The following is a 15,211-nucleotide window of genomic DNA, read 5'->3' as shown; positions in this document are numbered from 1 at the left end:
CCTAAAGTTTTATTTCGCTAATTCGTTCAAAATTCGTTGGCAAGCTTTGCCGTCACCGTAAGGGTTATGTGCAAAGCTCATTGTTTGATATGCGGCTTCATCGGTAAGTAACGTATGTAAACTCGTTGTAATCGTATTTACATCCGTTCCAACTAGCTTAACCGTTCCGGCATCAACTGCTTCAGGTCGCTCAGTTGTATCACGCATCACCAAAACAGGTTTACCTAAGGAAGGCGCTTCTTCTTGAATACCACCCGAGTCGGTCAAAATGATGTGCGCGCGGCTCATCAAGTAAATAAATGGTAGATACTGCTGTGGTTCGATAAGATGAATGTTATCAATACCAGCAAGAATACGATTTACTGGTTCGCGTACATTTGGGTTAAGGTGCATCGGATATAGAATTTGGGTCTCTGGATGTGCTTTTGCTGTAATAGCAAGCGACTCACAAATCCGCTCAAAGCCGCCCCCAAAACTTTCACGGCGATGGCCTGTAACCAAAATAAGTTTTTTGTTTTCATCTAAGAAAGGGAATTGAGCAGCAAGTGTTGCGTTCAGATCACTGTCTGAGTCAATTTTATCTTTTACCATCAACAACGCATCAATCACTGTATTGCCAGTAACACTAATGTCTTCTGGGTTAAAGTTCTCTTTTAATAGGTTTTCTTTAGACGTTTGCGTAGGTGCAAAATGGTATTTAGTTAACGCACCTGCTAATCGGCGATTACCCTCTTCAGGCCATGGCGAATAGATATTCCCCGTACGAAGCCCAGCTTCTACATGCCCTACAGCAACTTGCTCATAATAAGCCGCTAGGCTTGCCGCAAATGTCGTTGCAGTATCACCATGAACTAAAACCACATCAGGTTTGAATTCCTCAAGCACAGGTTTAAGCTCTAACAAAATACGGGCAGTAACTTCGTTAAGTGTTTGCCCTGATTTCATTAAATTCAAATCGTAGTCAGGTGTAATTTCAAATAACTCTAATACCTGGTCAAGCATTTCACGGTGCTGGGCAGTAACACAGCACTTTGCTTCAAAGCGCTCATCTGCCACTAACGCATGAACAAGAGGTGCCATTTTGATGGCTTCTGGGCGTGTGCCAAAAACCGTAAGAATTTTTTTCTTAGTCATTGATATGATTTCCAACCGAGAAGTGAGCCTCAGCTCTAGAGGTGTACTGAGGCATTTTTACTAATTTTGAGACAGTCGATTCTCGCCTATCCCTTGTAAACCTTGATATTGCTCACGTTCTTAAAACTGCTCCAATAGGCACCCAGAACACTATTTGTTCGCTTGAGCTTACAATGAATTCGCATTTGGGCACGCTACCGCCCTTAGGTTTGGCTCCTACAGGCAATAAATCAGGGATGTTCACCGTACTTTATGCTAATGCGGTTTTCATACGGTTTTTTGAAGGCCGAGATTGTAACAAAGTGTATGCATATTGACTAGTTTGAAATTTGAACCAAGGTCTCACCACGCATTCACCCAGCGAAAACATTGTACGTCTTGCAGGTATTGTGTCCCTATGTAGTATCGGTTTTCTTGTGCTGCGTCGCAGTAGCGCTTCTCTATGTCTATGAATATTTTGCCGTTACGGTACAAAGAAACAAAACTGGGGTTGGTGTTCACCGCCAGTAGTGCTTTGATTTCAGTGCGGGTTAAGCCTTGTGGGTAATGGCTCACCAGTAAATTTAAAAATTCACCAATTCGCCCTTCTACTCGTGCCACCTCTTTGGCCAAAAGCGTGGCTTGCTGTTCAGTGGTCAGTTTTTTTAAGCTTGTATCTTCCATGTTACGCTTTCCTCTATTTCTATTGCCTTCTCAATTATGTTGCTTGGTTTTGGTAGCTCCCTGCTTTGGTTGCGCCGAGCTTGGCTTCACTCAGTGTCATCTTTGATCTGCGCTTTCGATTGAATGAGCGCTTTAATGCGTGCTTCAAAAGGGTTGTGGGTGTTAGTACTTTGGTATTCAGCCAGAGCTTGGGCCACAGGCGTTGTGGCTGATTGGCTATGCTGGTGAGGTAAGTGGTTACTTCGCGGTTGTTCTTTCGTAAGGTTTGCTTGCGCCTGCTGCATTGGCAGTTTTCGCTTGATTGTCCTTGTCCCTTTGGTTCGCTTTATTGGTGTGAACGCTCCTTGCTTGGTTTTGGCTTTCGCACTTCTTCTTAGCCAGCCATTCACAAAGTGGCCAATGTGCTCAAACGGTTTACGTTTATCGGGGTTAATGTACAACCAGGCTTGCATGGCGTGCAGTTGTTGCAGTACGTCTAAGCTGGGGTAGGTGCTTTCTAATATGGTAAAGAACTCGTGATAAATCGGTGCACTTCCTTCTTGGGTAAGCAGGTGAATCACCGCGTCATCTGGGCTCTTGGTGTCCGAGCTTTTGGCGTTAGTGCTTGTGATCTTCGAACTGTGCGTATCCGCTGTGCTTGTATCTCCTAGTTCCACCACTGTGTTCTCTAAGGGACTCTTCTCGAGCGTGTTAGTTTTTAGGCTCAGCCCTGTTTTATGTTCTTTGTGAGAGATTATGTGTGCCAGGGGATCACTCTCCGTGTTGGATCGGTTGGCCTCCTGGTGGGTGTCGGATTGATCCGTATTAGGGTTGTGACTGGCTACTGGATCCATTACCAGTACAGTGGCGGGCTGTGAGGTGTCATGAGTTAAGTCGCGCTGTTCAATATGGCAACCTTCAGGCACACGCAGTTGGTACAAGTTGCTACGCTGGCGCCCTGAATCATCAAAGCGCTTTATCCGCTGTAAAAAACCTTGCTTTTCCAGCTCGTTAACATGTCTTGTTACGGTTCTTAGCGACACTTCGCAATATTGCGCTAAGTAATTTAATGAGGGGAAACACACGCCGCGCGCGTCGGCATTATCGGCCAATTTTAACAGTACCAATTTGCTAATTGGCGAGCCGGTTTTCAGTGGCATAAAAGAAAGAATGAGAGAAACACACATCATTAACGCTCCTTGTTATCGGTTGATTCATCAAGAGATCCATTGATAGTCAGAGCATTAACAACACTTTTTTAAGGATTGGGGGCGCAACGCCCGTGAGATAAGTTGTAAGAAAGGATGTTTAGTTAATTGGCTCGAACCAATATGCAACATCAAACCTATCAAGCAGGTGTTTTGGGAAACACCTCTCTCTTTTTATTTCCGTCTACCGAGGCAACATGGCCAGTGCAGAGTGCTGCTCTTACTCCCTCCCTTATCCGCAGTCTAACTCTCGCTGTTACTCAGATCAGAACTCGGCATATAGCGCACCACCTGCACCTTGTGGCTTCAACGCTGTTAGCTATGAGGATGTTTGTTGGGCGATAAGCCGAGCTAGCAAGCGCGAAACCCTTGGCTATTACATTACTTACCTTCGCTATGTGCGCTATCACGACGCTTACGCGAAAACAGTGGAACGTGCTTGGCTGAAACGTAGCAATTCGGAACTAAGCCAGGTAGCTGCATCCCAGCAATGGTTACAACAACATGAGGAAGCATTTTGTCACGCACTCCACCAGCAACTCATCGAACTCAATGGCCGCGATTAATGGGTCAATCTTCATCCCCTTGTTCCTTTTTGTGTCACCTTCCCGCCGGTTTGGCTTTCTCTTTTATTACCGTGCATTGCAGCGCCACGCCACCACAGCAAGACATAGGCGTGAATGACATTCGCCGCTGGCATAAAAAGAGAGGCTGGCGCGATGTGGGGTATCACTTTGTGATTCGTCGTGATGGCAAGGTAGAGCTAGGTAGGCCGCTATCGCAGACTGGCGCACATGTGAAAGGGCACAACAAAAGTAATATTGGGGTTTGTATGATCGGTGGCTGTGACGCAAAGCAGCAACCAGACGACAATTTCACGTTTTCGCAACGTAAGGCACTGTTTGGCTTGGTGGCGGCGTTGCAAGAACAGTTCTCTATTTCAGATAAAGCGGTAAAGGGCCATAAAGATTGGGGAGTAAATAAGGCGTGTCCGGTGATGAGATTAAGAGCAGATGCGAGATACGAGTAAACGAGATGCGAAAAGATTAGGAGCAGATGTGAGTGGCGCGAGAACGAGGAGCGAAGAGACTAAAAGCAGATTCCAGATACTTCGTTCCTCGCCTCTAAAGCAACAGAATGGCGGAATGACGGAGTCGTGGGATTATTAACTTAATAAAACTAGTCATCATTCCCTACAGTGAGGGACGAACGTGATAGGGAATCTAATTCAACGGATAAATGGTAGAGGAGAGGCCTCGCTAAGGTTGTCGAACTATAAGGTTAGTCAGTCAAAGGCCATACATGTGGTATATAACCATCAATGAACTAAGGAGCAGTATGACGTTGTTCGGGAGAATATTTGGAAGCCAGTCTTCCATTAGCAAAGGGTTAGATGCAATCACCAACACAGGAGATGCGATGTTTTTTACAGATGAAGAAAAGGCGAAGCACAAGCTAGCACTACTGAAAGCGTATGAACCTTTTAAATTGGTGCAACGCTACATTGTATTGTTGTTCACCATACCCTATGTCGCACTTCATGTGATGGTCATTCTAGGCTGCATGCACGGTTACGATTGGAAACCGTTGGGAGAAATGACCAATGAAGCGTTTGGTTATCCGGTGTTAGCTGCGATTGGATTGTATTTAACGGGAGGGGTGATTAAAAAATAGATGCGGGATGCGAGTAAACGAGATATCGAAAGAGCAGATGCGGGTGACGAGTATCGAGATTCGAAGAGATTAAAAGCAGATTCCAGATACTTCGTTCCTCAGTTCTGGAATGACGATTTCATTAATCGATAAACGTAATGATGAAAAAACGGGTGGCAGAGAGCAAGCAATATGAAAATCAAAGACAAAAGTATGCGAGTTTTGCTTTTAGCTCCTCCCCTTTATCACGATTGTTACTTGGCAAAAAATATTAATATAAGGGGAGGCAGGGAGGGGTTGGTTAGACACCGCTAGCATCCCCCTCTGACTCCCCCTTCTATCAACACCATTACTCACAATAGTCCAGTGTTCAAGGGGGAGAACCAAAAGCTAAGTCTTCGAATAATTTGAACTGCAGGTACGAGGGGATAAAAATAGGTACGAGTGACGTATAGCGAGACGCGAAGAGATTAAAAGCAGATTCCAGATACTTCGTTCCTCAGTTCTGGAATGACGATTTCATTAATCGATAAACGTAATGATGAAAAAACGGGTGGCAGAGAGCAAGCAATATGAAAGTCAAAGACAAAAGTATGCGAGTTTTGCTTTTAGCTCCTCCCCTTTATCACGATTGTTACTTGGCAAAAAATATTAATATAAGGGGAGGCAGGGAGGGGTTGGTTAGACACCGCTAGCATCCCCCTCTGACTCCCCCTTCTATCAACACCATTACTCACAATAGTCCAGTGTTCAAGGGGGAGAACCAAAAGCTAAGTCTTCGAATAATTTGAACTGCAGGTACGAGGGGATAAAAATAGGTACGGGTGACGTATAGCGAGACGCGAAGAGATTAAAAGCAGATTCCAGATACTTCGTTCCTCAGTTCTGGAATGACGGGGGTGGTAGCAACACCACCGTATTTTTTGAAATAGGATTGCAAGAATACTGGTACTGCTATTTAACGGTTATTTTTACGATTAGATAAAGAGATAAGATACAAGTAAACGGGATGCGAAGAGATTAAGAGCAGATGCGGGTGACGAGTATCGAGATACGAAGAGATAAAAAGATGAAGAGCGGATTCGAGTGGTGTTTTTCACTCTCGCCACTCGTATCTGCCTTTTAGCTTTTCGTTACCCGATTACTCGCATCCCGTTACCGCTCTTTATTTCTTGTCGCTCGAATACGCGTAGTTGTAGTAACCGTAGCCGTATGAGCTTGATGCTTTCTTCTCGATGGCGTTGAAGATAACGCCTTTCACTTCGATGCCTGATTGTTCGAAGCGGTTACGAGCAACGTCGATCTCTTTAAGGGTGTTTTGACCGTAACGTGCCACCATTAGTGTGGTGCCAGCAAACGCACCTACGATGCTCGGGTCGGTTACCGCTAATACTGGCGGAGTATCGACAATCACCAAATCATACTCTTTTGATGCCCACTCCATTAGCTCTGCAAAACGTGGGTGCATTAGCAGTTCCGATGGGTTTGGTGGCACTTGGCCGCGAGTAAGAATGTCTAGATTTTCTACTGGTGTTGCTTTTACTGATTGCGCAAACTCTTGTTTGTTGCTCAACACATCAGAAAGGCCGTTTTCCCATTTCACACCAAAGCTTTGCTGTAGGTAACCTTTACGCATATCGGCATCAATGATCAGCACTTTCTGGCCTGTTTTAGCCGCTACTGCCGCAAAGTTAGTCGAGATGAAAGATTTACCAATGCCTGGCGCCGGGCCAGAGATCATTAACACGTTGTTTTTGGCTTCAAGCATCGCAAAGTGCAAGCTGGTACGAAGGCCGCGCAGCGCTTCTACCGAAAGGTCTGCTGGGTTAGATTCTGCCAGCAGTGCCTGCGCGCCTTTGGTCTGTATTTTTTTCGATTTAAAGCGGTTGGTTAGCTCAATTTGTAAATCTGATTTTGGTACCGCTGCGTAAACCGGCAAACCAATTTGTTCAATTTGATCTGGGCTTTCCACACCGCGGTGGAACGCCGCTTTCACTAATACAAACGCCACACTCAACATGCCGCCTAGCAAAGTCGCTAATACTACGATCAGTGGCTTCTTTGGTTTAACGGCACGCTTATACGCTTGGGCGTCATCGAGAATACGAACATTACCTACAGTACCCGCTTTAATAATGCTCAGCTCTTGCACCTTGTTTAAAAGCTGAATGTAAATTTGTTGGTTCACTTCTACATCGCGTGTCATACGTAGCACTTCACGCTGTGTTTTCGGTAACTTTTGAATCTGCTTTTCTAAGCGAGCCTTCTCACCCAATAATGTTTTACGCTTATCAAGCAGAGATATATAAGCGGGGTGATCTTTGGTGAAGCGCTGGCTGATCTCGCTCTCTTTAAACGTCAGTTTATTCAACTGCGCTTCCAGCTCTACCATTACTTTTAGGGTAGATTGCGCTTCTAAGCCCAAATCGATCGATTCGTTCTTCTGGCGATAGTTGTTTAGCGTGTCTTCATAGCCCGTCAGCTCAGACTTGATGCCTGGCAGGTGACTTTCTAAAAATTCTAGGCTCTTTTCTGCTTCTGCTGAATTGCGCTTCACATTTTGTAAGAAGTAGATCTGACTGATGTGATTAAGGATCTCAGTGATCTGTTGTTTGTTTTCACCCTCAAAGCTCAGCTTCAAGATACCAGTCTGCTTACCTTGCTCAGACAGAGACAAGGATTTTTTCAACCATTCGATCGCTTCTAGTCGGCTTTGTTTAGCAATAGAGAATTCAAAACCGTTGTGAGATTCAAACCCAGCGACAAACAGGCTGTAGTCATCGGCCGTTGCTAACTCCCCCACTTTACCTTGTAGGATAACGCGCTCATCATCACGTACCAGTTGGTAAGTGCCTTGCTCGGCATCAACAATCTGGATGGTGTGACCATAAGCACTTGCATAACTTGGCAAGGTAAAGCGGCTGACCGCAATATGGTTGATGTCACCAGTTAAGCGTGCAAAGCCTTTACCGACGATGGGTGCGTAAATGGGTGCAGTCACCGTCGTTAGGTTAAATTTATCAACGGTTTCGCCTAAGATCATACGCGATTTGATGATCTCGACTTCGGTAGTTGCTGATGACTCCTGCGAGAATAACTCGCCCATATCGCCGACCATAGAAGAGATGCCGCCAGAGCTCTTCTCTTCAATTTGAATCAGCGCATCGGCTTTGTAGATCGGTGTTGAAAGCAGCGCAAACGCAATACCAAGCACAGCAAAGATGAATGTGGTGAGCATGATTAGCCATTTAGCATCTAATAAGATGCCAAGCAGTTTTCCTAAATCTATCTCATCAGAGTTATCTGTATGCGATGGCTGGGAGGGTTGTGTTGTCATTGGTTTGCTACTTCCTAAATTATTGCTATTCAAGAGGGTGAACGACGCACCTCTTGTCTATGATTCTGTTATTGTTGCCATTGTGACGGTTCGACGGCTCGACGCTTCGACGGTCAATGGCGTATACACGGATTAAACGCGAAACCTCAAGCTACAGCTTTTTTGCCCACGCTTGCGCAGCTTCGTCTATCAACTGATAAGCGTATTCAAATGCTTCTCGGCTTTGACGGTGCGGATCGGGAATGTCTTTCTGACCAATCCACTGACCGAACAACATGGTTTTACCGCGTGCTTCAGGTGAGATCTGAGTCAGCGCTTCTAAGTGGCCCTTCTCCATCACTAGGATCAAATCGTATTGAGCGCAAAGTTGAGGCGTCACTTGCTGTGCTTGATGGTTTTCCACATCTATACCATTTTCTGCTGCGATTAAAATCGCGGTCTCATCGGCTGGCTTACCGAGTAAACGGCTTTTTTCAGCCGCGATTCCGGCAGAGGCTATCACTTTGCCTGGAAGTAATTGTTGAAGAACGCGCTCCCCCGTAGGAGAACGGCAAATGTTGCCCACGCACACGACTAAAATTTTATTAAACATAACTGTCTCTAATTGTATTGGGCTTGTACTCCCAAGCGACTTCAATAGGCAGGATTCAAGCATCCCGAAGTGACCTGGGTATAAATATAAAAATCAGGCCGCATTTAACATGCGACCTGATTGCCATTGTCTCTTAGCCTATGGCCAAGTGCGAATACGCTCGACACCTTCAGTCAGGTTATTAAATCCGTTGATGGTCGGTAACAGTTGGCCAATTAAGCGGTTCCAACGAGTGATTGGTGCGGCCGTTACGTAAACCACATCGTAAGGTTTCAAATCAAATTCGGTGCCGATCACGAGCGCCGATGCATCGGCAATGTCTAGCTGGTAGATGTCGGCCATGCGTTCTGATTTATCATCAGAAGTACGAATCACAAACACACCGGTTGCGTCTGCCGTCAGTTCGTTAATACCACCGACATTGCTGAGCGCTTCCGTTAGGCTCATGCCAACGCGGTCCATCTTAAGCAATTTAGGCTCTTTCACTTCGCCCATCACGAAAACTTTCTGATTATCGTTACGCGGCACATGAACAATATCACCCGCTTGCAGTAGGCGGTTTTGCGTTAGATCACCACGCTGCATTAAGCCATACAGCGATAGGTTCTCTTCTACCCCGTTGCGGGTTAATGACACATTACGCCAATCGGCATCTTCTGAAAGACCACCGGAACGGTTAACCGCATCAAGTAGCGTTAATGGAATATTGGTGATCGGCTGCTGGCCCGGTTTAGACACTTCGCCAGTGATGTAGGTTTTTTTAGAACGGAACGCCGCCACGTTAACATCCACTTGCGGGCTTTCGATGTATTTAGCCAAACGTGTCGCGATGTCAGCTCGAATTTCACGAACCGTTTTTCCTGCCACTTCTACCGTACCGATGTAAGGATAGAAGATGGTGCCATCAGCATGTACCCAGTTACCGGCTTCGGTACTACTACGGTAAGAACCGGCTGGAATCGTCAACTCAGGATGATCCCAAATCGTAATATTTAAGATATCACCAACGCCGACTTTATATTCATACTTTGCGATGTCTACGTCTAACTCAGGGTTTGCTCTTGAAACCGACAGTTCGCCCGTTTGGTAAGTCGATACTGACTGTGCAGTCAGCGGGTAAACGTTCACCACTTCAGAAATATCAGACTCTTGCTGAACTTCAGAGGCCTGAATCACATTCTTGCCACCAGTAGATAGGTGACTACCTGGAGTCGTACAGCCTGCAAGTAATACAGGAAGGAGCGCCAAAAGGAGACGATTTTTATTAATCTTCATGTTAACCAAGTTCTAGAAACGGAATGTGTTGTGATACCCCAAAGGACACCCATAAGGAATTAAACGAATCATTTTATCAGTTACGCTGCATTCAAAAGAGCAAGGAGCAACACTAACTGTGACCTTGCTTCCAATTGGCATCAAAAGAATGAACCCCAAAAGACGCTACCGCCCCTTGGTACTCCGCGACACCACACTGCGTATAAAATGTATCCCCATCAATCTATGATTTATCTAGGGATTTTGAACTAAAACGTAGCAAATCGAGCGTTTACGTGACGTTTATTTAATCCGTATGCATTATCCACAAGATTGTGTTTATTATCAACCTAGTTGAATGGTTTTAAGGGGGGAAGAGCAGTAACGAGATGCGAGTAAACGGGATGCGAAAAGCTTAATAGCCCAAGAGCAGATGAGGGATGCGAGATACGAGTAAACGAAGAACTAAGAGCAAGAGCAAGAGCAAAAAAAGAGCCAACACACTTAGTGTTGGCTCTTCACTTTCTATTTCCGCTATTTAACGGCTTCTAAGTATTTTAGGTAAGCATTGCGTAAGCGCTGTCGGTTTTCATGATAGTAACTTGCACCAATGCGGTTACGGTTAAAGTACTGCCTTTCAATATTGTGTTGTAAGCCAGTATCGACACCTAAACCTGTGCTTAAATTATTATGGCTCTCACCAACACGAGTTTGCAACGCATAAACAAACTGGTCAGTACCACGTAATTGAATATAGTCAGGGCTCATATCACGCCACAATGTTAAAGGAATCGCGATAGAGAGCGTCACAAAGTCTTCCGCTTCATTGCTGCCTTCGGCTTTTGTGGTTTGGTATGAAGCATCAACTCTTACGTCGCCCAACCAGTGGCTGGTAGTCACACGCACCCCTTCATCGCCTTTCCAGAATTGGCCGGCTTGTACTTTGCCTTGCCAGTTCCAATCCGGTCTTGAGTAAGTGTAGTGGCCAATCATTGGCGTGGCATCGGCAATCGCTTTGCCTCTTGAATCGTACTTATCTTGAGGAGAAAACGTCGCGAATTCTGTTCCTAAAATATGACGGCCGCTGTTACTCGCATACTGGGTTTCGTTCACGCCACCCAAAAAGTTTCCATAAACTTGTCCGAGTGAGAATTGAGTGGTGAGGTTATAAGGCAGTTGAAATGCTTGATGGAAAAGAACCCTGTCGACTTCATTTTCAAAAGCATTATTACCCCAAATTTCGCCCTCTTCAAAGTCATCACTATTGGCTAACGGCATTAAGTGGCGAACATCCAAAGCCGCACCTTTCCAAAGTGGTGTGTACAAGTTAGTCGCCAGTGCTAATGAGTAATCAAACACACCATACTCTGTCGCGGTGTTGTGATATAGAGCCGGAGATACAATCACCTGTGTGCGGCCAAAACCAGAGCGGGTAACCTCTTCATCAAAGTTCGCTTTGGCGAAGCTCTTTTTCACATTAGATGTACGAACAAGAAGCGTTTTACAAGGCTCACCAGTTTTTACAAACTCACGGTAACAGGGTGCGCTAGTGATCACTTCCATCATCGGCATGTCGTTCACCAAGTTAAACAAGCGAATGTTTTGTTGCTGGTAGTCTTTAACGCCAAGCTCTTGAAGCATCTCTTCTCCTACATAAGAGGAGATGATACCCAGAGCCACACCCATGCCATCCACTGAGTTACGATTATAACGACGGTTTTCTAACGCGACGTTTAAACCAATATCGTCCGCAGAGATTCTCACGTTAAGGAAACCTTCATCGACCAGCGCTTTTTTAAGCTGAACCACGCCAGCGAATTTATGATGCGCTTGCTCTACTGCAATCTTGTCTTCTAGGGTTAGCTCATTCACTCGACGAGATTCAGAGAAGCCCATTAGGGGGGTTGATGCTGCTATCGACCAAATGTCGATATCGGCATTACCACTGGTGTAAAACTGGTATTGAAACGATAACTGCGTATCCAGTGGTAAGTAATGTTCTGGTGTGAACACCTTTAGGCCAGCATTAAATTGGTGGGAATCGTGCTCTGCAATCAGCTGAACAAAGTCCAGTGGCTGATACTCTAAACTAGCAAATGGCCCATTTAGAACACCATGACTAACTTCTGACTTGCCGTAACCCGCACTAAACCTTGCTGGTACAAAGTCAGGTTGGTAATCAGCAACCGCATAGTAAGTTTCAAAATTGCTGGCAGCACCACCTAAATCTTGAACACCGAGCGCCAAGTCAAACCCAGTCCACTCTTTGACAAAAGGAAGTTGGTATTTAAACGATGCAGACAAGTCACGGATGCCGTTACCACAATTTGGGTCGTAATTCGGTACATTGGTGTAAAGATGACAGTCGTAGGTTTTAGTAACAATTCGACCGGCAGCTTCAAAGCCTTCAAACAAACCAACGCTGAACAAAATATTGTCTAGCTCGCTGGTTTTTCCTTTGTAGGGTACGCCCTGACCATAGAGAAAAGAGATATCTCCGGTGTCCATCACTTGAGCATTGGGCACGATGATCGCGCCGGTATAGCTTTGGGATGACATTAAGTTATCAACAGCGTAGGCATTCGGGGCGATGGCAAATGCACTGAGGGATGCAATCAGCGCTGCGTTTTTAGAGTGACTGAGTATTTTCATTGGTATGCAATAGGTTAAAACTGTGTTCGCTAGTGGCTATGTGAAATAGTAACTATGCTCAATAATGACAGTGCTAAATAATGAGTATTACTAAATAGCGACTGCGTTTGATTGTGACGGTGTTGCTAGCAACAGCATGTAAAAAAGGCACCGACTGGTGCCTTTTTATTTCAATACTTAAATTAGCCGCCAGTACCGCCGCCGTTACTACCGCCACCAGAACCATTAGTACCGCCTGTACCGCCTGTACCACCAGTGCCGCCGTTATCTCCATCAGGATCTGGAACCGGTTCAGATGGTTTTTCTGCTGAAGGTGGAATGGTTACGTCCGCATCAGGGTTCGCAATAACATCTTCAATGAACGATGAATCTGCAGCAAGATCTAAGTAAATCTCACCGCCACCTGGTTTTTTAGGGTAATCAGGGTAGCTTTTGATCACTGCTTCGGTGATTTTAGCAGAAGCCTTAGAGATCTCAGCGGCTGATTTATCAGAGCTGACTACAAGCACATCAGACAGTACAGCCGTTGTCGCTGAAACTTGGCTCACTTCAGCTGCAGGAAGCGTCTTAATCACCTCTTCCGTATTGCGTAACAGGTCAGCCACACTGCTCACACTGCCATTGTTCAGTAAATTGCCAAGGCCAAGCGCAACAAGCACTTCACTACCCGTCGACTCATTGTAAGGTTGGCCATCTAGCTCTTTCTCAATCAGTGTTGAAAGCGGAGAAGCCGTCGCCGTTTTACCTAGTGTTGCCAAGCCTTTAGGGAACTTGTAGCTCACATTACTCATGTCTTTACCGTTAGATACATCAACGGCACCAGGCGTTTTATTGTAGGCAAACGCGCAAGTTTCAGGTGTATCAACAACCGTAGTCTCAGCTATTTTAGAAATACCTTTATAGCTTGTTGCTTCCAATAGGCCAGTTACACCGTTGTCACAGCTGAATGTGCCCTTCATACCCATAATTGCAGGGTCGTACGCCATCGTCTCATATGACGGAGCTGGAACACTGTTTGTGTTATCGCTACCACAACCACCTAGAATTGCGCCAACGACGGATAGAGCTAGAATTTTATATTTCACAATTTATCCCTAAAAATAATTAGAAAGAGTGAGACAAAGCAAGATTAAACGAGTCGATATTCACACCACCAATATCTTGATAGATTTGGTACTCTAGACCCACCTTCACTGCAGGTGTGATAGAGAACTCAGAACCGAAGGCAATTGTTGGTGCAATGCCAGAGTCGTCAGACTTAACACCTGCTCCGCTTGCTTTCCAATCATAAGCGGCCACACCAGCTTTTGCGTATAGCGCTAGGCTATCCGTCACATTGCCCGACGCTTTTAGAACAACATCAAAGCTGCTTGCTTCGTAACTGCCGCCGCCAGCCACATCTTTCAGAGCATACTCACCAAGGTAGTTATAGCCCCCTTCGATCGCTAGCGTGTCTACGATATGGTAACCAACAAATAAGCCGTAAGACGTATCTGAATCGTCGATAGACGTGCGGTTTTCGACTAACGGTCCAAAATTATCGGCCGTTACACTGCCGACTTTAGCGCCTACGTATAAGTTTTCTGCTCCGACAGCTGATGCTGATAACAACAACAACGGCGAAACCTTAGCTAACCACTGCATTTTCATATAATTATATCTTCCATATTTCAAACTAAACTGAGGCTGATTTTCCTAGCAAATCTGAGCTATAGGCAAATCATATCGATACAAATGAAGGACATATCAGTACACCTCACTTGTTAATGTATCGTGACACTTTAGCTGCACGGTTTTCCTTCACGAAAGTGACGGGGTGAAACACCGAACATCAACTAAGCGAGATATTTCGAAAGCGATATGAAAAAACACCATAAGCAAGAGAGGTAAAGCTATCCTAAAACCTCTTACTTATTAGACATCTCAAAATAAAGCACTCAGCTTAAACAACTAATTGAACAACATGATAGTTAATAACCACATTCAAGTAAATGGGTAAATCATAAACAATACCTTATAAAGCATCATATTAGAGCTCTCTAGTACGAAAAACTGTAAAAATTGGCACAGACATCATATATCGTGAGCCTTAAGCATCGCCACTCACACTCGATCACCAGTCCCTTTACCTAACACCGTTTGAATGATGTATTGAAAGTAAAGCTTAGTAGTTAAAGTCTTGAGCATACGTTGATCCCATTCCGCCAATAGCTTGGGGGCGACATATCGATATCGATGATTTGAGCCAGTCCTGTGACACCGGGCCTTACTGCCAGCACACCTCTCGACTCTCTTTCACTGAAGAGTTCTTGTTGGTTTAATAAGCCTGGAAGCTCAGTTTCCTAGCAATCTAGTTACTGATGTCCCATCATCAATGAATCAATTAGATATAAAAAAACCACTTTATGCTCTCACATAAAATGGTTTTAAACGCCCACAGACAAATTATCGAGTAGTTGTTACACCGCTTTCGTTAGAATCAACCGTTACTGCTGCCACTAGAGCCATCTTTTTCATAATGGTTCCCATTAATATACAAGTTTATATGAAAAAGGTGATTCTCCCTCCCACCCAAAAGATGCTCAGCTTAAACAACTGATTGGGCATGATGAATAATGACCACAGTCAAGTACATGTATAATTGATAAACGCTCCACGGCGATGCAAAATCATCAAGCTAGTATCATGGATAGTTAGATCTTCATTTACTATTGAAATCATAAGTAACTCAGCCTTATA

General features: G+C 45.0%; 12 protein-coding genes and 1 pseudogene. 3 read left to right on the top strand and 10 right to left on the bottom strand.

Annotated features, from left to right (window positions below; translation table 11 throughout):
* Window positions 1-9: 9 nt before the first annotated feature.
* The 3 genes from wecB to BTO10_RS21075 form a co-directional block, all read right to left on the bottom strand.
* On the bottom strand, window positions 10-1,134 hold the full coding sequence (wecB, locus tag BTO10_RS21085; RefSeq protein ID WP_105025727.1) for a non-hydrolyzing UDP-N-acetylglucosamine 2-epimerase: 1,125 nt from the start codon (window positions 1,132-1,134) through the stop codon (window positions 10-12).
* A gap of 342 nt (window positions 1,135-1,476) precedes the next feature.
* Window positions 1,477-1,797 (bottom strand): hypothetical protein, encoded by a 321-nt coding sequence (locus tag BTO10_RS21080; protein ID WP_105025726.1) that lies wholly within the window; start codon window positions 1,795-1,797, stop codon window positions 1,477-1,479.
* 86 nt (window positions 1,798-1,883) lie between these two features.
* Window positions 1,884-2,963, bottom strand: a complete 1,080-nt coding sequence (locus BTO10_RS21075; RefSeq protein ID WP_105025784.1) for a helix-turn-helix domain-containing protein — start codon at window positions 2,961-2,963, stop codon at window positions 1,884-1,886.
* A gap of 218 nt (window positions 2,964-3,181) precedes the next feature.
* Here BTO10_RS21075 and BTO10_RS21070 point away from each other — a divergent pair, with 218 nt between their 5' ends.
* The 3 genes from BTO10_RS21070 (at window position 3,182) to BTO10_RS21060 (ending at window position 4,658) form a co-directional block, all read left to right on the top strand.
* Window positions 3,182-3,550 (top strand): hypothetical protein, encoded by a 369-nt coding sequence (locus tag BTO10_RS21070; protein ID WP_105025725.1) that lies wholly within the window; start codon window positions 3,182-3,184, stop codon window positions 3,548-3,550.
* Window positions 3,550-4,014 (top strand): N-acetylmuramoyl-L-alanine amidase, encoded by a 465-nt coding sequence (locus tag BTO10_RS21065; RefSeq protein WP_105025724.1) that lies wholly within the window; start codon window positions 3,550-3,552, stop codon window positions 4,012-4,014. The genes BTO10_RS21070 and BTO10_RS21065 overlap by 1 nt, the downstream gene beginning before the upstream one ends.
* A 308-nt stretch (window positions 4,015-4,322) precedes the next feature.
* The gene (locus BTO10_RS21060; protein ID WP_004741381.1) at window positions 4,323-4,658 is read left to right on the top strand and encodes a hypothetical protein; all 336 of its coding nucleotides are present in this window, start codon (window positions 4,323-4,325) and stop codon (window positions 4,656-4,658) included.
* 1,144 nt (window positions 4,659-5,802) lie between these two features.
* Here the strand turns inward: BTO10_RS21060 and BTO10_RS21055 are convergent.
* The 7 genes and pseudogenes from BTO10_RS21055 to BTO10_RS23820 all read right to left on the bottom strand — a co-directional run.
* Window positions 5,803-7,974, bottom strand: coding sequence for a polysaccharide biosynthesis tyrosine autokinase (locus tag BTO10_RS21055; RefSeq protein WP_105025723.1), 2,172 nt, complete (start codon window positions 7,972-7,974; stop codon window positions 5,803-5,805).
* 151 nt (window positions 7,975-8,125) lie between these two features.
* Window positions 8,126-8,566 carry a low molecular weight protein-tyrosine-phosphatase gene (locus BTO10_RS21050; RefSeq protein WP_105025722.1) on the bottom strand — a complete coding sequence of 147 codons (441 nt, stop codon included), beginning with the start codon at window positions 8,564-8,566 and terminating at the stop codon, window positions 8,126-8,128.
* A 138-nt stretch (window positions 8,567-8,704) separates the two neighbouring features.
* Window positions 8,705-9,841, bottom strand: a complete 1,137-nt coding sequence (locus BTO10_RS21045) for a polysaccharide export protein (protein ID WP_105025721.1) — start codon at window positions 9,839-9,841, stop codon at window positions 8,705-8,707.
* 513 nt (window positions 9,842-10,354) lie between these two features.
* Window positions 10,355-12,472, bottom strand: a complete 2,118-nt coding sequence (locus BTO10_RS21040; RefSeq protein WP_105025720.1) for a YjbH domain-containing protein — start codon at window positions 12,470-12,472, stop codon at window positions 10,355-10,357.
* Between the two features lie 182 nt (window positions 12,473-12,654).
* Window positions 12,655-13,557: a serine/threonine protein kinase gene (locus tag BTO10_RS21035; RefSeq protein WP_105025719.1), complete on the bottom strand. Its 903-nt coding sequence runs from the start codon at window positions 13,555-13,557 to the stop codon at window positions 12,655-12,657.
* A 19-nt stretch (window positions 13,558-13,576) separates the two neighbouring features.
* Window positions 13,577-14,122, bottom strand: coding sequence for an outer membrane beta-barrel protein (locus tag BTO10_RS21030; RefSeq protein ID WP_105025718.1), 546 nt, complete (start codon window positions 14,120-14,122; stop codon window positions 13,577-13,579).
* A 453-nt stretch (window positions 14,123-14,575) separates the two neighbouring features.
* A pseudogene (locus BTO10_RS23820) lies at window positions 14,576-14,802 on the bottom strand (sugar transferase); the annotation flags it as partial.
* Window positions 14,803-15,211 lie beyond the last annotated feature (409 nt).

It is taken from the genome of Vibrio chagasii (genome assembly GCF_002954585.1).
In the GTDB taxonomy this organism is placed as follows: domain Bacteria; phylum Pseudomonadota; class Gammaproteobacteria; order Enterobacterales; family Vibrionaceae; genus Vibrio; species Vibrio chagasii_A.
This window is presented reverse-complemented; position numbering and strand designations above follow the sequence as displayed.